Raw genomic sequence first — 20632 nt, forward strand, 5'->3', positions numbered from 1 at the left:
ACCTCAAGAGTCCCGAGAGCCTCGCGCCACCGTCGGCCCGGCAACCTGCGCGGGCGGCTTCGATTGCATCAAAGTGTCCAGCGCCTTGCGATAGGTCTGCCCACCGAGGCTCATGCTGTTGTTGTGCGTCGCCCCGGGCACCAGCAGCAAGCGCTTGGGTTCAAGTGCCGCGTTGAACAGCTGCTCGCTGAAGCGCGGCGGCACGTAGCGGTCATCCAGGCCATGGACCACCAGCAACGGCATGTGAATCCCGGCGATCTTGTCGATGGAATCGAATTTCTGCGACAGCAACCAGCGTACCGGCAGCGAGGTGTTGGCCACCGCCGTGGCGACGTCGGCGAGGGTGGTGAACGTGGACTCGATGATCAACCCCCGGGCCGGCACGGGCGTGTGATCCTTTATCGCTTTCTCGCCCAGTTCGGCCGCCAGATCGATAGCTACCGCGCCGCCCAGTGAGTGGCCATAGATCAGCCGTTTATTGGCATCCGGTTGCAGGATTTTGAAGCGTTCCCAGGCGACACGCGCATCTTCGTACACCGTACTTTCCGAGGGAAGATCACCATTGCTCTGGCCGAAACCACGGTAGTCGATGGCCAGCACCGAATAGCCCAGCGCTTGCAGTTGCTGGATGCGGAACAGTTGCCCGGTCAGGTTCCAGCGCACCCCATGCAGGTAAAGGATCGCCGGCGCATTGGCCCGTTCCGCTGGCCACCACCAGCCATGGATGCTTTGTCCGGCCTTGAAGCTCTTGGGTTGCAGCTCGAATTCCTGAACGCTGCTTGGCAATCCTCTGTACCAACTGGCGTTGCCCGGTTCGATGCGGAACAACAGCTCGCGTTCCTTTTGCTCAAGTACCCCGCAACCCACGGGCAGACCGACGATCAGCGCGGCCATGCACAGCAGCGGCAGCCAGCGTCGACGCAGACGAGTGAGAAGGGAAGAGGGCATGGGGCGGTCCACTGGCACATTCATGAAGCAGCGGTTTTAACAGATGCGTTCGGGGGCGCGTGCTTTTTTCCGACCACCGTAGGGGGGCAATAAGTTACAAATTGCTGCCCCAGGATTAAGTGTGGAAGCGGGCTTGCTTGCGAAAGCGCTCTGTCAGTCACTTTAATGCTGGATGTGCAGCCGTCTTCGCGAGCAAGCCCGCTCACATAGGGACTGTGGTGGTCTTAAGCATTTCTCTTGTTTGACTTCAGTGCTTATCGGAGCCGCGGACACTGTTGCGGCAAAACTGGTGAAAGGTTCTAAGCTGATTGTCTACCCCGGCGCGGGCGTAGATTCGCGCCGGTTTTCGCTCCTGATGAGCTGTAATAATCGAGAACCTGGCCATGAAGAAGCTGACCAACGCCACCGGCGCGCCGGTGGTCGATAACCTCAATATCCAGACCGCCGGCCCCCGTGGGCCGGCGCTCTTGCAAGACATCTGGTTGCTGGAAAAGCTCGCCCACTTCGACCGCGAGCTCATTCCCGAACGACGCATGCACGCCAAGGGCGCTGGCGCCTACGGCACCTTCACCGTCACCAATGACATCACACGTTACACAAAAGCCAATATCTTCAGCTCGGTGGGCAAGGAAACCCCGCTGTTCGTGCGCTTTTCCTCGGTGGCCGGTGAGCGCGGTGCGGCGGATGCCGAGCGCGATATCCGTGGCTTCGCGGTGAAGTTCTACACCGACGAAGGCAACTGGGACATTGTTGGCAATAACACACCGGTGTTTTTCTTTCGCGACCCGCTGCGTTTTTCCGACCTCAACCACGTGGTCAAACGCGACCCACGCACCGGCCTGCGCAACGCCACCAGCAATTGGGATTTCTGGACCCTGCTGCCCGAAGCGCTGCACCAGGTGACCATCGTGATGAGTGATCGCGGGATTCCCACCAGTTTCCGCCATATGCACGGCTTCGGCAGTCACACCTTCAGCCTGATCAACCGCGACAATCAGCGGGTGTGGGTGAAGTTTCATTTTGTCTGCCAGCAAGGCATCGAAAACCTGTCGGATGCCGAGGCCGCAACGGTGGTCGGCCAAGACCGCGAAAGCAATCTGCGGGACTTGTACGAGCGCATCGAGCAAGGCCAGTTTCCACGCTGGAAGCTTTGCATCCAGGTAATGGAAGAAGCGCAGGCGCTCAACTATCGACACAACCCGTTCGACTTGACCAAGGTCTGGCCCCACGGTGAATTTCCGCTGATTGAAGTGGGCATCATGGAGCTCAATCGCAACGCCGAGAATCACTTTGCCGAAATCGAACAAGCGGCGTTTTCCCCGGCCAACGTCGTGCCGGGTGTCAGCTTCTCCCCGGATCGCATGCTCCAGGCGCGACTGTTTTCCTACGGTGATGCGCAGCGCTATCGCCTGGGGGTGAACTTCAATCACATCCCGGTCAACGCCCCGCGTTGCCCGGCGCACAGCTATCACCGTGACGGCGCCATGCGCACCGATGGCAACCTGGGCGGTACCGCCAGTTATTTCCCCAACAGCGTGGGTGAATGGCAAGACTCGCCCGAACTGGCCGAGCCAGCGCTGCCGCTGGAGGGTTTTGCCCAGCACTATGATCATCGGCTTGAGGAGGACCATTACGAGCAACCGGGCAATCTGTTCCGTCTGCTGGACCCGGTGTGCCAGCAACTGTTGTTCGACAACACGGCGCGGGCCATGAACGGCGTACCGCAGGCGATCCGCCAGCGTCATATCGACAACTGCACCAAGGCGGATCCGGCGTATGGGCGTGGGGTGGCTGAGGCGTTGGAGCGTTTGGTGCCACTGGGGTAACCGTAACGCATCTGTAGCAGTCGAACGCAGCCTCGCAAGCTCGGCTGCTGCTACAGAGCCGGACGTCCCTCTCGTAGATGTACACAGTCCAAACTTTGGGAGCGGGCTTGCTCGCGAAAGCGGTCTCTGATTCAACAATGAAGTTGCCTGACACGCCGCCTTCGCGAGCAAGCCCGCTCCCACAGGGATTTGTGTCAGTGAATGCTTGAGGCCAGCTCAAAAATCGGGATGTACATCAGGATCACGATCACCCCGATCAACAGCCCGATAAAGGTCATGAGCAACGGCTCGAACAAGCGCACGAACCACTCGATCCAGCGGCTGATTTCTTCGTCGTAGAAGTCGGCGCTGCGTTCCATCATTTGCCCGAGGTTGCCGGACTGTTCGCCGGCGCGCAGCAAGCGCAGGGACACCGGGGTCACCAGGTGGTTGAGTTCCAGCGCGGCGGACAGCGACTGCCCTTCGCGCACCCGTTCGCAGGCCTGATCCAGGCGCACGCGAGAGGCAACGGTGAGCAAGCCGCGGACCATGCCCATGGCGGTGACGAGGGGAATTCCGCCTTGCAGCAGAATCCCCAGAGAGCGGTAGAAGCGTGCCAGTTCGTACATGAAGATGCGTTGATGGACGGCCGGGAGTTTTTCAATCAGGCGATCCACGCCCCGGCGAAAGGCCGGTTGGCGCTGGAGGAAGGCGAGGGCGACGACGATCGCCGCCAGTGTGCCGAAGAATTCGCCTTGATGGGCGTGCAGGAACATGCCGCTGCTCATCAGGACCTGGGACAACCACGGCAGGTTCGAGCCCAGGCCTTCGAACACCAGGCTGAAGCGTGGCACCACGTAGCCCATCAAGAACAACACCACGCCACCGCCGACCACCAGCAAGAGCAACGGATAAATCGAAGCGCTGACGATCTTCTGGCGAACCTCGTCCATGCGCTGGCGATAGCTGACATACCGGCCCAGAGCGTCGCCCACGGCACCGGTCTTTTCACTGGATTGCACCAGGGCGACATAGAGCGGCGGGAACACCGCGGACAATTGCCCGAGGGCCTGGGAGAACGATTTGCCTTCATAAAGCAGGCGCACCAGTTCGCTCAAGGTCTTGCGGGCCTGGGGCGCGTTTTCTTTTTCCGCCAGGCTTTCCAGTGCGTCGATCAACGGCAGGCCGGCGTTGATCAGGGTGGTCAGTTCCTGGCTGAACAGCACCAAGTTGAACGTCTCGCGCTTTTGCAAACGCAACGCCCGCCAGTGCCGCTCGACGTGCAAGCTGACCACTCGCAAGCCCTGGTCTTCGACGATGCGCCGGGCTTCGCTGTGGCCAGGGGCCTCGACCGTCATCGAGACCACGCCGGCCTTGCCCACTGCCTTGAGATGAAAGCGCATGGTCGTCCTCCCCTGTCATTGCCAACTGGTGACTTCGGCGTTTTCGCCTTCGCCGCCGGGTTGGCCGTCCTTGCCCATGGACAGCAAGTCGTACTCGCCGTTTTCGCCCGGATGGCGATAGGTGTAGTTACGGCCCCACGGGTCCTGGGGTAGTTTTTTCTGCAGGTACGGGCCGGTCCAGCGGGTTTCATCGCTGGGCGCGGTGACCAGCGCCTGCAAACCCTGTTCGGTCGACGGGTAATGACCGACCTCCAGACGATACAAGTCCAGCGCCTTGCCCAGGCCTTCGATTTGCGCCTTGGCGACTTTCACTTCGGAGCGGCCCAGTTGGGCGAAATACTTCGGTGCGACGATGCCGGCCAACAGCCCCAGCACCACCAGCACCACCAACAGTTCGAGCAGGGTGAACCCGCGTTGAGTTCGCGGGGCACAACACAGACGTTGATTCATGATGACCTCACACAATCGGCAGAAGGGTCGCCATGAAGGCTTATGCAATTGCCATGCTCATGCTTCCCTATCCTGCTGAACCCCCCGTGTCACGGGCCTTCGCGCATCCGGCACAGTGCTTGCGTATGCCTCGTTTACTACCGGCCATTGGGGCATTACCCCCATTTTTCGGGGCCGGTCAGGGGAGGCATGAACATGAAAACATTTACCGCAGGATTGCTCGGTTGGCTGCTGCTGACCGGCATCGCCGAGGCCGATGTGTTCGTTTCCGTGGACACCAAGGGCAGCTACGTTTTGTCCAATGTCCACCGTCCCGGCCGCACCTATGAACGGGTGATTTCCGAGCCCGAATCAGCCCAGGTCAGCATTGATCAGCAACCGCAGATGATTGCCAAGCAACCCTATGCCGAGCTGGTCTCGGCGGCGGCAACGGCCAATCAGTTACCGGCGGCGCTGCTGCACGCAGTGATCCAGGCCGAGTCCCGCTACAACTCCAGCGCGACATCCCCCAGGGGGGCCGGCGGGTTGATGCAATTGATGCCCGACACTGCCCGGGAACTGGGGGTGACCGACGTCTACGACCCCAAGGCCAACATCCAGGGAGGTGCCCGTTATCTCAAGCGCCTGATGAACCTGTTCGACAACGACATCAGCCTCGCGGTGGCGGCTTACAACGCCGGGCCTGAAGCGGTGCTCAGCCGTGGCCGGGTGATCCCGCCGTTCGCCGAAACCCAGCGTTATGTGCCCAGTGTTTTGCGCCAGTACCGGCGTTTGCAGGGGCTGGCCGTGGACGCGCCGCTGTGACCGGTGGCAGTGGGGCAAGTTTCCCCAACAGTGGGGCAACAGGGCCCGACCCGGAAAGGGGGGAATGGGTGGGGAATATCCCCCGGGTTATCAAGTCGTTTATGTAAGTTGCTGAAAAACAACTAAATTATTTATGGCATGCGGATTGCTCAAGGGAATTTGTCAGAAGTTATTTCCTGTGAGCACCCACAGCGAGGTCCGTGATCATGTCCGGCACATCCAACGCCCGGTTCTATTTAAACTTGCTGCTGTTGGTGGGGTCGATGCTGGGCATCGAGCTGGCTGAAGCGGCTGCGCGCTGCGAGCGCAATCTGGTGGCCAACGTCGTGGCGTTCGATCAGCCGCTGATGTTCAACCGCCTCGGCGCGCAGAACATCAACGGCATGATGTTCGCCCTGCGCCGCGACGTGGTCGATGACCATCAGATGTCGCTGGCACAGGGGGGCGCGGCGGTTCCGGGCAAGGTCTCGCTGCGGCCCGACAAGCGTCCGCGGCCGCTGGTGTTGCGCGTCGCCGCCGGTGATTGCCTGACCATCAACCTGCAGAACCTGCTGGCGTACCAGGCCAACCCGGGCTCCCACAGCGACGGTGGCGAAGAAGAGGAAGGCGAGGAAGAGGAAGGGATCGAGGACCCAAACCACGACAACTTCAAGGCGGATGAGCAGGTCACCGACCGCCATGTCGGCTTGCAGATCAACGGCATGCAGGCGGTCAACAGCATCGACGACATTTCCTCATTCACCGGGCGCAACGCCAATACCTTGATTGCCCCCGGCGCTTCCCGTTCCTACACCCTGTACGCCGAGCGTGAAGGCGCGTTTTCCGCCAGCAGCCGTGGCGCCTCTTTTGGCAGTGAAGGCACCGCGGGCAACGTGGCCAACGGGCTGTTCGCGGAAGTGGTGGTGGTGCCCAAGGGCGGCCGCACCTATCGCAACACCGTGACTGAAGAAGAGATGCGTATGGCCAGTGTGGGCCGCACGCCGGCCGGTCAGCCGATCGTGGATTACCAGGCGCGCTACCCACAACGCGAGCCATGGATACGTGAAGGCAAGGCTGGCACACCGATCCTGAGCATGGTCGACGGTAATGAAATCATCTCCAGCGAAACCGACGCGATTGTGATGGGCAGCAACGCCGATGGCAGCTTCCCGCCGTCGACTTATCCGCTGGAAGCGGTGGGCAAACGCAATCCGGCGGTACCCAATCGGCTGGAGCCGTTCCGGGATTTCGCCGCCCAATTCCAGGATGAAACCGCAGTGACCCAGGCGTTTCCCGCCTACTGGGCAGACCCGGTGATGGCCCACGTGCTGGAGCCGACCCGCGATTCGTTCATGATCAACTATGGCTCCGGCGGCATGGGCGCCGAGGTGGTCGCCAACCGTTTGGGCGTGGGGCCGATGCATGATTGCCTGTCCTGCGCCTATGAAGAATTCTTCCTCAGTTCCCACACCGTTGGCGACGTAGCGATGCTGGTGGACGTGCCGGCCAACTCAGGCCTGGAAAACATTCGTCCCGGTGAAGTACCGCGAGCCGATCAGGTCGGGGTCAAGGCGACCATGGCGCTGTTCCCGGCCGAGCCGTCGAACGTCAACCACAGCTACATCGGTGACTTCGTCAAATTCCGCAACACCCACAACGGTTACGAGCAGCATATCTTCCACCTGCACGGGCACCAGTGGCTGTTCAACCCCAATGACGATAACTCCGACTACCTGGATGCCCAGGGCATCGGCCCGGGCGCTGGTTACACCTATGAAATCGCCAACGGTGGTTCGGGCAACCGCAACCGCGTCGCCGGCGATGCGATCTATCACTGCCACTTCTACCCGCACTTCGCCCAAGGCATGTGGAGCATGTGGCGGGTGCATGATGTGTTTGAAGAAGGCACCAAACTGGAAGTGTCCCAGCAAGGTACCGATGGCTACCACAGCGAACCTTACGCGCTTCGCAGCGGTAAACCGGCCGCTGGCGCCCGGGCCTTGCCCGATGGCGAGATTATTGCCGGTACACCGATTCCAGCGGTCGTGCCGCTGCCGGGCAAAGCCATGCCGCCGATGCCAGGCAAAGTCGCGGTCGTGCCGAAAATCGGCCAGACCCTGGTAGCCGGTGGCGACGATGACGAGGGGGACGATGACGGTGAACATCACGGCGGCACTGGCGGCCCTCAGGCCATCGGTTCCCTGGCCCTGGTGGATCGCAGCGAAGCCAACCGCAATGCCGACGGCAGCCTGAAAAACCCTGGCTATCCGTTCTGGATCGGCGGCATGGAAAGTTCGGTCGGCCAACGTCCGCCAACTCCGCCACTGGACATGCTCGACGCCGCCAAGGCCCAGAGCCTGAAGGCTAGCGGCAATGCCTTGTGGGCCAACCTTGACCCGGCTCAGTCCGGTGGCTGGGACGGTGGCCTGGGGCGTCATACCCTGGACGGCGTCTCTGCCGGTGGTGAAGCCGAGACCATTACCACGTCGTTGGATTTCTCCAAGTCGGTGACCCGTGCCAAACCGATTTACCTGCCGGAAGAGGGCACCGAAGTCGAACAGGCGGCCATGGCGTTCCACGCCAAAAAAGAGCACCCGAGTTTCGCGGTGTTGCCAGGTAATCAAGTGGTGGCGCGCAACTTCCGCACCAACGGCGCGTTGCCGATGGCTGGCGCACCGTTCTACGAGCCGTGCATGGATGACCGGCAAAAACGCCTGAGCAGCAGCGCCGGCACCGGCGAGTTCGCCAGCGGTGAACGGCTCGACGGCATGTCGTTCATCGGTTCGTCGACCTTCACGGCCGACCGTCCGCGCATCTACAAAGCCGCGAACATTCAGTTCGACGCGGTCTACAATAAAGTCGGCTACCACTTCCCGCAAGCGCGCATCCTCGCCCTGTGGGAGGACGCCTGGCCGGTGATCACCAAGCAGCGCCCACCAGAACCGCTGGTGATGCGCATGAACACCTTCGACTGCGTGCAGTATCAGCAAACCAACCTGATCCCGGCCGTCTATGAGATGGACGACTATCAGGTGCGCACGCCGACCGACGTGATCGGCCAGCACATTCACCTGCCTAAATGGGACCTGGTGTCTGCCGACGGTTCGTCCAACGGCTGGAACTACGAAGACGGCGTACTTTCCCCAGGTGCGGTGCAAGAGCGCATCCACGCTATTCGCGAGTTCAATCAGTGCGAAGGCACCGACCCGCGTGACAACACCCCAGCCTGCCCGAAAGCCAAGGTGCATCCGTACTTCGGCCAATATGGGCGAGCGGACTGGGTCGGGGCGCGCACGGCGATGCAGCGCTGGTTCGTCGATCCGGTGATCAACGCCAAAGGCATCGACCGTGGCCTGGGGACCATTTTCACCCACGACCACTTGGGCCCATCGACTCACCAACAGATTGGTCTGTACGCCACTGTGCTGGCTGAACCGGCCGGTTCCACCTGGTTCCACGCCGAAACCGGCGAGCCGTTGTACAGCGGCGCGCGGCAGGACGGCGGGCCGACGTCGTGGCAAGCGGTGGTCTCCACGGGTGACATCGATGGCGACGGCAAGAACGACAGCTTCCGTGAGTTCTTCCTCGAATACAGCGACTTCCAGCACGCCTATGAAGCGGGTGTGTACGTTGGCGCCGGCCCCAATGGCGTGCCGAACCCGCAAGCGTACCCAGCCACGGCCGACAGCTTCCGCTACGCAATCAACCCGCCGGTGCGTGACAACACCAGCGAGCTGCTCGAAGCGGTCGTCGAGGTCCGTGGCGGCGTGATGCCGGGCTGCCCAAGCCGGCCTTGCCCACAGGCAATCTCGGTGGATGACCCTGGCATGTTCGTCGTCAACTACCGCAACGAACCGCTGGCCCTGCGGGTGTACGACCCGAACAAGGTCGGCCCGGACGGCAAGCGCGGCATGCAGGCCGATGGCCTCGGCGGCGACCTGGCGTATGCCATGCAAAGCCGCACCGACCGTGCGATCCCGGCGATGAACCTGGCGCCGAACCTGATCACCTCGGCCACGGGCCCTACCGGCGGCACCACCCTGTTCCCGCCACACGTCAACCGTGGCACTGAACCGGGCGACCCGTTCACGCCGATGCTGCGCACCTACACCGGTGACAACGTGCGGCTGCGGGTACACGCCGGCGGTCACGAAGAAGAGCACAACGTGACCCTGCACGGGGTGAAATGGCTGCAAAGCGGTTCCGGTTTCGGCAACAGCTCCAACTCCGGCTGGCGCGCGTCGCAAATGATCGGGATCTCTGAGCAGATGGGCTTCATCGCGCCGGTTTCGATGCTGTCCAGTTCGGCGGCGACCACGGGTGACTATCTGTACTCGATGGACGCTTCGCTGGAAGGTTACTGGAACGGGATCTGGGGCGTGATGCGCAACTACACCGCGCAACGCAGCGATCTGTTCGCGCTGCCGAACAACCCGAAACCGGCCGGTATGCGCAACACCGTGGCGTTCGACGGCAGCTGCCCTCGGATCAGTGCCAACCCGAACGGCATCGGCACCCGGCCAACGGTGCAACGCAACTATGAAGTGGTCGCCGCGCTGGCCAACGACATTCTCCGCAACCCGCTGGCGCTGCCAATCGGCGACCCGGCGGGGATCGGGCAACACGTCGGCGGACCGTTGAATCCGGCGGGCGGCACCCTGGTGTTCAACTCACGGGCGGTCAGCATTCCGCAGGTCACCGTGACCGACCTTGAAGACGGTGAGACTTTCACCATCGGCGGGCAAAGCGGGCCATTGCATGATCCGACCGCGATCATGTATGTGCGCAAATCCGACCTCGATCCGGCCACCGGCAAGCTCAAGGTGGGTGTACCTGTCGAACCGCTGGTGCTGCGTGCCGCCGCGGGTGACTGCATCAACATCACCCTGGAAAACCGCCTGCCGAGCGTGATGCCGGACCTGGCCCAGACTGCGATCTTGCAAGGCTTGGTCAAACGCAATCGCAACGATGGCCAAGGATCGACCACCTTCAACAACAACCTGCTGCGGCCGTCCAGCCACGTTGGCCTGCATGCGCAACTGCTGGCATACGACATCACCAAATCCGACGGCACCAACGTCGGCGCCAACCCGACCCAGACCGTGCCACCGCGGGTTGGCAGCAGCGGCGCGTACCCGACCCGGACTTACCAGTACTACGCCGGGCACCTGGAGCGTGAAGGCAAACCGGTGACGCAACTGGGCCGCAGTGTCGACAACATCAATGCCACGGCGATCGAGTTCGGCGGGTTGAACTTCACCCCGGCGGACGTCATCAAGCAACCGCAGAAAGGCCTGGGTGGTGCGATGAGCATCCTGCCTGTCGGCGCCACCTGGGTTGACGATGCAAGGCGCACCTCGGCCACGGTCACTGCACCGGGGCAGCCTGTCTACCGCGACTTTGCGATGGTCTGGCAGAAAGCCCTGAACATGCGCTGGGCCAGTGGTCGGCCGGTGGAAGGCATCGCCTCGGAAGGCAACGGCGTACCGAACGATCCGAAGGACAACGCCGGCATGGCCATCAACTACAAGGCCGAGCCGATGTGGTACCGCTTCGGACTGGCGCCTGATGCACCGTTCGGTCACGCCGACGGTCATGGGTATGCCGACGTGCCGAACGCGCACATGGCCTACAGCAACGCGCTGGTGGGCGGCGATCCGCAAACGCCGGTGATGTATGTGAAACCGGGTCAACCGTTCCGCATGCACACCCTGATGCCATCCGGTGGCAGCCGTGGTTCGACCTTCCAGCTCGATGGTCACGTCTGGTCGGTTAACCCGTTCCTGTCAGAGAAGAGCGATCCCGGTGGCTATCCGATGAGTACGCCAGGCGTAGGTTCGGTGCGGTTCGGCTACAACCCGATGTCGATGTACATCGGCGCCCGCGAAAGCGTTCTGCCGGCGGCGCACTTCAGCTCCATGCACCCGAGCGCCGGTGGCATCAATGCGATTCCGGGGGACTACCTGTTCCGCGACAACGCGTCCTTCGGCAACAGCGCAGGGCTATGGGGATTGCTGCGGGTGACCAACGAACCAGAACCTGCTCCGGCTCCGGCTCCGGCTCCGTAGCAACCACGATGGGGTGGTGGATGGCACCACCCCTGTGGGAGATAGGCAGACACAGATCTGAAGGGGAGATGCGTTATGAACAGGACCATCAAAGTGGCCGGACTCGCGCTGGTTGTGGGGTTGGCGCTGATCTGTCTGGGGGTATGGCGCACGGCGCAGCCGGACATGCTCAGCGAGGTTGCGGTGCCAGACACCTGGAGCGGCCAGAAGCTTGAGCGAGACGGCGTGTTGGTGACCCTGGAGGTCAAGCCGCTGGCCGAGGACGGCGTGGTGCGCGAGGGTGAATTCGCCGATGTACGCTTTCGGATCACGGACAGCACTTCGGGCCAGCCACTGTCGGGCGTCAATCCCGGCGCCTGGCTGGACCCGGAAGCCGTCGCCGCCGACCAGGCCCAGGGTCGTGAGAAAAGCTGCAAGTCGCGGGTGGGGGTGTTCCTGAAATCGAGCATCGGCGCAAAGCCGTTGCTCGATCTGAACAGCTACTTCCTGCTGGTGATGAACCGCGATGCCAGCGTCTCGGTGGTCGATCCATCGGTGTCGGTGGGCGGTATCACCAGCACCATGGCGCGGATCGATATCAAGCAGCCGCCGATGGATTGGGTCACGCCCAGGGACAACAAACGGGTGTTTATCTCGATGCCGACCGCCGGTGAAATCGCGGTGATCGACAGCGCGCAATTCAAGTTGATCGACTCGGTGGCCGCCGGCAGCAACCCGGTGCGCGTGGCGTTGCAACCGGATGAGCGTCTGCTGTGGGTCGGCAACAATGCCAAGACGGCCGAGGAGTCCGGCGTCACGGTGATCGACAGCAGCAGCCTCAAGCCACTCAAGCACCTGGCCACCGGCGCCGGGCACCACGAAATCGCCTTCAGCAAGGACAGCCGCTACGCCTTCGTCACCAACCGCGATGACGGCACGCTGAGCATTATCGACATCGCCAGCCTGACTATCAGCAAACAGCTCAAGACCGGTTCGCACCCGTTGTCGGTAGCGTACTCGCCGCTGTCCCAGGCGGTGTATGTGGCCGATGGCCGGGACGGCACGGTGACCGTGGTTGATGGCGCGAGCCTCGCGGTACGCCGGGTGATCAAGGTGAAACAGGGGCTCGGTCCGATGGGGTTCAGCGCTGACGGTCGTTTCGGCATCGTGCTCAACACCCTGGAGAACCAGGCCTCGGTGATCGACGCGGCCACCGACTCACTGATCCATGAACTGGACGTGTCCGCCGAACCCTATCAAGTGGTGTTCACCAAGGCCTACGCCTACATTCGCGGGCTGGCATCGTCCAAGGTGACGATGATTAACCTGGCGTCTCTGGGCGAAGGTCGTACGCCGATCAGCCAGGGCTTTGAAGCCGGACCTAAGGCACCGCGCCTGGCGGGTGATCTGCCACTGGCGTCGAGCCTGGCGGTGTCACGGGACGACAACGCGGTGTTTGTGGTCAACCCGGTGGACAACACCACCTACTTCTACGCCGAAGGCATGAACGCGCCGATGTCCGGTTATCCCAATCGCGGGCAAGTGGCGCGCGCGGCGATGGTCATCGACCGCAGCCTGCGCGAAGTCGAGCCGGGACTGTACAGCGCGCGGATCAAACTGCCGCCAGCCGGGCGTTTCGATGTCGCCTTCATGCTCAATCAGCCGAACATCATCCATTGCTTCAGCACCTTGGTTGAGGCCGATAAACAACTCGCCCAACACCGAGTGGCGCCGAAAGTGGAGTTCATGCTCGACAAGTCCACGGCCCACCTCGGCAGTCCTTACGTCGTACGTTTTCGCATTGTCCAGGGCAATCAGAAGGAACAGCGCAGCGGGGTCAAGGACGTGCTGGTGCGCTACTTCCTCGCCCCGACATCCCGGGCCAAGGAAGTTGCGGCGCTGGAAGTTGGCAACGGGGTTTATGAAGCCCCGGTGACCCTCGACCAGAACGGCGCCTGGTACCTGCACGTACGCGCGGCGTCGCTGGGCGCCGGTTTCGACGACAAGACGTTTGCCAGCGTTCGGGTCCTTCCCGGCCATGCCCACTAAGAGGAATCTGACATGAACCGAGTCGCACACTGTGGATTGCTGACGTTCTGCCTGTTGGCCGCCGGTATCGGTCAAGCCCTGGCCCACTCGGCGGATGAGCACGCCGGCCATGACATGCCGGCCAAAACCGCCAGTTCGGAGAGCGCCCAGGTCAAGTTCGCCGACGTCGCGCTGGTGGACCACAACGGCAAAGCGGTACGCCTGGAAAAAGACCTGGTGACCAACAAGATCGTGGTCATGAGTTTCATCTACACCAGTTGCACCACGGTGTGCCCGGTGGTGTCCTCGATCATGGGCAAGGTGCAGAAACAGCTGGGCTCGCGAGTCGGCACCGAGGTGCAACTGGTGTCGATCAGCATCGACCCACAGCGCGACGACGCCAAGCGCCTGAACGACTACGCCCGCAGCTTCCAGAACGGTCCGGGCTGGAGCTGGTTGACCGGCTCCTCGCAATCGATCAATGCAACGCTCAAGGGGCTCGGCACTTTCAGCGGCGACTTCAAAAGCCATCAGCCACTGATCCTGGTGGGAGACGGCAACAACCGTCACTGGACCCGCTATTACGGCTTCACCGACCCGGCCGTGTTGATCCGTGAAGTAGAGAAACTCAGCGGCGAGCGCAACACCCACGCCAAACACACCGCCATTGCCATGGAGCATCAGCCATGAAAGCCCTCGCCTTGATCATCCTGACGATGTTTTTTTGCGTTATCAGCTTTATGGCGTTTTCCCACGAAGGGCACGAAGAACCCGCGCCAACGGTGGCCGCCGTAGCGCCCCCGGCAACCGGCACTCGCGATGCAAAAACCTGGTTCACCGACACCCCGTTGCAGGACCAGAACGGTGAAACCCTGCGCTTCTACAGCGACGCGCTGCAAAACCGGATCGTACTGCTGAACGTGATCTTCACCAGCTGCAACGATGCCTGCCCGCTGATCACCCAAAAACTCAAGGAGGTTCGCGAAGTGTTGGGTGACAAGGCCGATGGCATCACTTTTATCTCCCTTACCAGTGATCCGCTGCGGGACACCCCGGCGGTACTCAAGGCTTACACCTTGAAACAGGGCGTTGATGGGCCCCACTGGCTTTTTCTAACTGGCGACAAGGCGCAAATGGACCTTGTACTGAGCCGCATCGGCCAGATCGTGCCGACCCCCGAGCAGCATTCCACGCAGCTGATTGTCGGTGACGTAGCGAACAAACGCTGGAGCAAGATCCGTCCCGACGCCCCGGCCGCCGCCATTGCCCAGCGCTTGCAGTTGCTGACAATGCCCTTGGTCGGTCGTTGAGCCCGCGCCATGAAAACCTCTCTCGTTCTCGGCCTGCTACTGCTGGGTGGCATCAGCCTGACTGCCCATGCGGTGCCGCTGAGTCCCAGCGAAACCGCCGGCAAACGGCTGTACCGCGAAGGGCTGTCCGGGAGCGGTGAGCCGATCATGGCCCGGGTCGGTTCAGCGGGTATGCTGCTGCCGGCCACCAGCCTGCCGTGCGCCAATTGTCACGGCGCCGATGGTCTGGGGCGACCGGAAGGCGGGGTGCGACCGCCGGACCTGAGCTGGTCGCGGCTCACCAGCACCTACGGCCAGCAGCAGATCAATGGACGTCGTTACCCTGCGTACACCGAAGGCACGTTGGCGCGAGCGGTCCAGGAAGGTCGCGATCCGGCCAACAATCGGCTCGACCCGGCGATGCCGAGATTCGTGTTGTCGATGAATGATCAGCGCAACCTGACGGCCTACCTCAAGCGCCTGGCCAATGACCGCGACCCGGGCCTGACCCCCGACAGTCTGCACTTGGGTACCTTGTTGCCGAGCCGGGGACCGTTGCGCGATGAGGGCGCCACGGTCGCGGCGGTGCTCAATGGCAGCGTGGCGCGGATCAACCAGGCGGGCGGTATTCATGGCCGACAGTTGCGCCTGACCATCGTCGACCCTGGCCCGGATCGCGCCAGTGCCGAGCAGGCGCTGGACCGATTGATCGAGCAGGAACAGGTGTTCGCCCTGATCGCGCCGCTGGCACCGGCGCTGGATGCGGACCTGCCTGCGCGCCTGGAACGGGCCGGGATTCCGCTGATCGGGCCGCTGTCGTTGCTGGGCACGGCCCAGGCCAGTCGGCAGATTTTCGAACCGCTGCCGGGGTTGCGCGAACAGCTGATAGCGCTGGCCGATTACGCCACCCAAAGTTTGCGTGTGCTTCAGGGACCGACGTTGATCACTTACCCGGATGAACCCGGCCAGCGGCTGGCGGCGCAGAACCTCGCTCAATACTTGCAGGATCGCGCTTGGCAAAATGTCAGTCTGCAACTCTACGACTCGGCACAGGACACGTTGCCGCTGGGCTCGCGCTCAGTGTTTTACTTGGGCAGCGGCGGCGGTTTCAGTCGCCTTGCCGCGCGCTTGCAGACAGCGGGGCAAGTGCCTTATCTGTTCGCCGCGTCGAACCAGGTGGCCGGTGATCTGTTGCAGGTGCCCAACGATTTTTCCCGGCGGGTGTTTCTGGCCTATCCGTTCGTACCCAGTGACTGGACGATGGCCGGGCGTCTGGCCTTGACCCAGTTGCGCAAGCACCAGGGGCTCGGCGGTCAGCATGCGGTGCTGCAAGTCGGCGCGTTCAGTTCGATGCTGCTGCTCAGCGAAGGCATGAAGCAGGCCGGACGCGACGCCAGCCGCGACAAACTCATCAGTGCCCTGGAAGGCCTGCATGACTTCGATACCGGCCTGACCCCGCTGATCAGCTTCGGTCCGGGTCGTCGCCTGGGCCTGAGCGGCGCGCATATCGTTACCGTTGACTTGCCCGGCCAGCGTTTTTATCTGGTCGCTCCTTACAAACCCATTGCCGCGACGCCCTGACCGGAGGTCGATCATGAAACTCAATACTCTGCTGATCCTGCTGACAATGTGGGCGCCCGTGGCGTTCTGCAACAATGGCCCGGTGGCTGCGCGGGTCAATGGCGAGGAGATTTCCCAGTTCCGCCTGGAGCGCTATTTCGCCGAGTTTCTGGAAGACCAGGGCCGGGCAGTGGCCAGCATTCGCAGTCCCAAGGCGTACAAGCAACTGCGTCAGGCGGCCCTGGACACCTTGATCGACCGGGAATTGCTGTGGCAGGAAGCCGTCAAGCGCGGGGTGGTGGTCAGCGATGCCACGGTGCAAAGCCAGATCGACCAGACCCGCCAGGCCATCGGCGGTGCCGAGAAGTTCGCCCGGCGCCTGGAAGACGCCGGTTTCGACGAGGCCGCTTTTACCGAGTACACCCGTCGGGACCTCGCGGCCCAGCAGATGTTTGCGCAACTCACCCAAGTCTCGGCGCCGGACGAAAAAGAGGTCCGTGCGTTTTTCGAAGAAAATCGCGCCAAGATGAGCCGGCCAGCGGAGATCCAGGCGCGGCACATCCTGATCAAAGTGCCCCAGGGCGCGGATTCCGCCACAGTCGAGGCCGCGCGACTACGCTTAGAGGAGATGCGGGTGAAAATCCGTCAGGGGGAAGACTTTGCCAGCGTGGCCCGGGCCGGTTCCGAAGACGAATCCGCCAGCAAGGGCGGGGATTTGGGCTACTTTCCTCGTGGGCGTATGCTGCCTGAATTCGAAGCGGCCGCTTTTGCCCTGAAACCTGGGGCGGTCAGTGAACCGGTACGCACGGCCGTTGGCTGGCATCTGATCAATGTGCAGAACCACTTGGAGGCGACCGATGTCTCAGAGGAGCAGGGGCTTGAGATGGTCAGGGCGTACCTTGCCCGACAGCAACAGACCCGTGTTCGTCTACAGGTTCTGGGGCAACTGCGATCAAGCAACCGAATCGAACGGATTGACGATGATTGAAGGTTCCCCCCCAATAGTGGGGGAAAGCTTCAGCACACATCCGAGCGCGTCCCCGCCTTTGGGGGATGGGGTTTCTGGACGAAATGGTTTTTTCATGAAAATCAAAGACGTGTAGCGGTAAAAAAACCGGCGCTCAGCCTGGCATGAAGTGTGCGTTAGCCTCATTAAGGCACGCACTCCCAGGACTGGAACATCGGACCTGCGGTTTCAAGGAGTCGACCTTGTTAAACAAAGTACTGGTTGTCGAAGACGAACAGCTGCTTGCACAAAACCTCAAGGATTACCTTCAGGCGCAAGCGCTGGACGTTCGGATTGCACATGACGGTGTGACGGGTATCGGCGAAGCCGAACAGTTCGCACCCGATGTGATGGTGTTCGATTACCGCTTGCCCGATATGGAAGGCTTTGAGGTGCTCGATGCTGTCCGCCAGAACAGGAACTGTCACTTTGTACTGATTACAGGGCACCCAACCGCTGAAGTGTGTGAGCGGGCCAGGCAACTTGGAGTCAGTCATATCCTGTTCAAACCGTTTCCATTGGCGGAATTGGCCCGAGCAGTCTGCGACCTTCTGGGGATGGAGCGCGAACCCAAAGCAGGCATGAGCACATCCGAAGGTTTTGTCGAACGACGCCAGAGCAGGACCGAGAGTTTCCCGCTGCAGTTGTACGACGGCAGTTGGGTGCTGGCGGATCGTCGACGAAGTCCGCCGACGTCCAGGGCACCAGACGACGAACAATTGCTCACCGGGGAGTAGTGGCGCGACAAGACGTTCCGGCAATCGCCGCAATGGCCTGCCGCGTCGACAGGGCTCAAAGCCCCCGGCGTTGGAGAGCATGCCATGGACCGTCTATCCCTTGCCGTCGAACCGGCGCTGTTGGACTGTGTACCGTCACGATTTTCCAGTGAACAACTGGCCCAGGCACGCTCCCGCGCCGCCAGTTCCGGCGAACGGATACTGGAAGCCCTCGGGGTGTTGTGCGAACTGGCCCCCATGCCCTTCATCGAGTGCCTCGGCGCTACCCTGCATTATCCGGTGCTCGACACCGACAGCCTGTTTCAAGCCACCCCGGTGTTCGACCGGGTCACCCTGGCCCAATGCATCAAGCGCGAATTCATCCTGTTGCGTCACGACGATGCGGTCATCGGCGTATTTGCCGACCCCTTCGATGCGTCACGCCTGGCCTGGATCGATGACTGCCTGCACGGCGCGCCGCTCTATCTGGTGCATGCCGACGACCTGAAAGCTTACCTGGCGCGCCACGAAGAAAGCTTCCACGCGGTGGAGTCGCTCAACGCCCAGGCCGACGCCAATATCGAAATCGATACCCTGCAAAGCCTGTCCCTGACCAGCATCAGCGAAGACGCGAGTGTGGTGGTCAAGCTGGTCAACTCGACCTTGTACGACGCGCTGAAAATGCACGCCAGTGACATCCATTTGGGCACCACCGGCAGCGGTCTGGTGATCAAGTACCGGATCGACGGCGTGCTCAACAACATCAGCAAAATCCAGGGCAGCGAGTTCGCCGAGCAGGTGATTTCCCGGGTCAAGGTCATGGCCGAACTGGACATCGGCGAAAAGCGCGTACCCCAGGACGGTCGCTTCAAGATCGGCATCAGCGGCCGGCAAATCGACTTCCGGGTTTCGATCATGCCCAGCATTTTCGGTGAAGACGCGGTGCTGCGGGTGCTCGACAAACAAGACCTGGCGGACAAGGTCAGTGGCGTGCAATTGCAGGCCTTGGGCTTTGAAGAACACACCCTGCGCCAGTTGCGCAGACTGGCCGCCGAACCCTATGGCATGGTGCTGGTGACCGGCCCTACCGGCAGCGGCAAGACCACCACGCTGTACGCGATGATCACCGAGATCAACCACGGCGTGGACAAGATCATCACCATTGAAGACCCGGTGGAATATCAACTGCCGGGCGTGCTGCAAATCCCGGTCAACGAAAAGAAAGGCCTGACCTTCGCCCGAGGCCTGCGCTCGATCCTGCGCCACGACCCGGACAAGATCATGGTCGGTGAAATCCGCGACCCCGATACCGCACAGATCGCCGTGCAATCGGCGCTCACCGGGCACCTGGTGTTCACCACCATTCACGCCAACAACGTGTTCGACGTGATCGGCCGGTTCACCCAAATGGAAATCGACCCCTACAGCCTCGTCTCCGCCCTCAATGCCGTGCTGGCCCAGCGTTTGATCCGTCTGGTCTGCGCCAGTTGCAGCACGCCGAGCAACCCCACCGATGAGGAACTGCGTCTCTCGGGGCTCGATCCGCGACAGGTCGATCACTACCACTTCGTTCACGGCAAGGGCTGCGGACATTGCCGGGGCACCGGTTATCGCGGGCGTACGGCGATTGCCGAGCTGCTGCACCTGGACGACGAGTTGCGGCAAATGATCGTCGAACGCCAACCCATTTCGAAAATCAAGGCCCTGGCTTGCAGTCGTGGCTTGCGCCTGTTGCGCGAGTCGGCACTGGACCTGGTGCAAGAGGGGCGGACCACGCTCGAGGAGATCAATCGTGTCACTTTTGTCTCGTGATCGTTATGTCGCCGTCCTCGGCGCCAGTGGTGTCGGCCTCGGTCAGCGCCAGGGCAGTGAAACCCTGTGGCTGGGCAGCGTCGGCTTCATCGATGAAGGCTTCCATGCCTGGGCCGTGGCCTTGGACACCCTTGACCGGCTGCTGGCCGAACACACCCGTGCGGGTGCTGAATTGAGCGTGGTGATCTCCGGGCACTTCAGCCGGTTTTGCCTGGTGCCCTGGAGCGACCAGATCAGCAGCCCCGACGAATTGCTCGGATTTGCCCGACTCTGTTTCGAAGACCTTTATGGCACTCCGACTCAACCCTGGAGCCTGGTGCTGTCGGCGGAACCGGCGGGCTGCGACCGCATCGCCTCGGCCCTGCCTCAGGACTTGCTGGAGCGTCTGCGCACGCTGGTCACTGGCCGCGGCCTGCGCTTGCGTTCGGTGCAACCGTACCTGATGGCGGCGTTCAACCACTTCGACAAAAGCCTCGACGCCGGTGACTTCCTGTTCGTGGTCGCCGAGCCCGTGCGCAGCGTGTTGCTGCTGGCGCGGGAAGGGCGCTGGACGGCGGTGCGTTCGGTGGGCAGCAGCGACAGCGATGCCGCACTGACCGCTTTGATCGGCCGAGAAAGCCACTTGCAGGCGTCCGCCAGCGAACGGCCGCTGAACGTTTACCTGCATGCGCCAGCGCGTCTCGATGCGCAGCCAGATGTGCCCGGTGTGCATTTGCGCACCCTCGAAGAAGGCCGGACAACCGTACGCGATGGTTTGTACGTCATGTCCCGGGCGGTGGCCTGAC

Annotated in this window: 14 protein-coding genes; 11 read left to right on the forward strand and 3 right to left on the reverse strand. The window is 62.1% G+C overall.

Annotated elements, in window-relative coordinates:
* Positions 1-3: 3 nt before the first annotated feature.
* Positions 4-948 carry an alpha/beta hydrolase gene (locus ACA055_RS10520; protein WP_497683540.1) on the reverse strand — a complete coding sequence of 315 codons (945 nt, stop codon included), beginning with the start codon at positions 946-948 and terminating at the stop codon, positions 4-6.
* A gap of 383 nt (positions 949-1331) precedes the next feature.
* Here ACA055_RS10520 and ACA055_RS10525 point away from each other — a divergent pair, with 383 nt between their 5' ends.
* Entirely contained in the window at positions 1332-2774 is a 1443-nt protein-coding gene (locus ACA055_RS10525; RefSeq protein ID WP_497683541.1) for a catalase, read from the forward strand.
* Between the two features lie 194 nt (positions 2775-2968).
* Here ACA055_RS10525 and ACA055_RS10530 read toward each other — a convergent pair whose 3' ends face one another.
* Positions 2969-4156: a type II secretion system F family protein gene (locus tag ACA055_RS10530; protein WP_497683542.1), complete on the reverse strand. Its 1188-nt coding sequence runs from the start codon at positions 4154-4156 to the stop codon at positions 2969-2971.
* 15 nt (positions 4157-4171) lie between these two features.
* Positions 4172-4606, reverse strand: a complete 435-nt coding sequence (gene gspG / locus ACA055_RS10535) for a type II secretion system major pseudopilin GspG (RefSeq protein ID WP_497683543.1) — start codon at positions 4604-4606, stop codon at positions 4172-4174.
* 195 nt (positions 4607-4801) lie between these two features.
* On the opposite strand from gspG, the gene ACA055_RS10540 reads away from it, so the two are divergent.
* The 10 genes from ACA055_RS10540 to ACA055_RS10585 all read left to right on the forward strand — a co-directional run bounded on the left by ACA055_RS10540 (position 4802) and on the right by ACA055_RS10585 (position 20631).
* Complete coding sequence (locus tag ACA055_RS10540; protein ID WP_497683544.1) at positions 4802-5410, forward strand: lytic transglycosylase domain-containing protein; 609 nt, start codon at positions 4802-4804, stop codon at positions 5408-5410.
* A 206-nt stretch (positions 5411-5616) separates the two neighbouring features.
* Positions 5617-11457 carry a manganese-oxidizing multicopper oxidase MnxG gene (mnxG, locus tag ACA055_RS10545; RefSeq protein ID WP_497683545.1) on the forward strand — a complete coding sequence of 1947 codons (5841 nt, stop codon included), beginning with the start codon at positions 5617-5619 and terminating at the stop codon, positions 11455-11457.
* 75 nt (positions 11458-11532) lie between these two features.
* The gene (locus ACA055_RS10550; RefSeq protein ID WP_497683546.1) at positions 11533-13485 is read left to right on the forward strand and encodes a cytochrome D1 domain-containing protein; all 1953 of its coding nucleotides are present in this window, start codon (positions 11533-11535) and stop codon (positions 13483-13485) included.
* Between the two features lie 12 nt (positions 13486-13497).
* Entirely contained in the window at positions 13498-14154 is a 657-nt protein-coding gene (locus ACA055_RS10555) for an SCO family protein (RefSeq protein WP_497683547.1), read from the forward strand.
* A complete protein-coding gene (locus ACA055_RS10560) occupies positions 14151-14774 on the forward strand; it encodes an SCO family protein (protein ID WP_497683548.1) in 624 nt (207 codons plus the stop codon). The genes ACA055_RS10555 and ACA055_RS10560 overlap by 4 nt, the downstream gene beginning before the upstream one ends.
* A gap of 9 nt (positions 14775-14783) precedes the next feature.
* A complete protein-coding gene (locus ACA055_RS10565) occupies positions 14784-16334 on the forward strand; it encodes a cytochrome c/ABC transporter substrate-binding protein (RefSeq protein WP_497683549.1) in 1551 nt (516 codons plus the stop codon).
* A gap of 13 nt (positions 16335-16347) precedes the next feature.
* On the forward strand, positions 16348-17301 hold the full coding sequence (locus tag ACA055_RS10570; RefSeq protein WP_497683550.1) for a peptidylprolyl isomerase: 954 nt from the start codon (positions 16348-16350) through the stop codon (positions 17299-17301).
* Positions 17302-17522: 221 nt separating this feature from the next.
* Positions 17523-18056, forward strand: coding sequence for a response regulator (locus tag ACA055_RS10575; RefSeq protein WP_497683551.1), 534 nt, complete (start codon positions 17523-17525; stop codon positions 18054-18056).
* 84 nt (positions 18057-18140) lie between these two features.
* On the forward strand, positions 18141-19847 hold the full coding sequence (locus tag ACA055_RS10580) for a GspE/PulE family protein (RefSeq protein ID WP_497683552.1): 1707 nt from the start codon (positions 18141-18143) through the stop codon (positions 19845-19847).
* On the forward strand, positions 19828-20631 hold the full coding sequence (locus ACA055_RS10585; RefSeq protein WP_497683553.1) for a hypothetical protein: 804 nt from the start codon (positions 19828-19830) through the stop codon (positions 20629-20631). The genes ACA055_RS10580 and ACA055_RS10585 overlap by 20 nt, the downstream gene beginning before the upstream one ends.
* The last annotated feature ends 1 nt before the right edge of the window (position 20632 follow it).

This window comes from Pseudomonas sp. LBUM1657 (assembly GCF_059716075.1).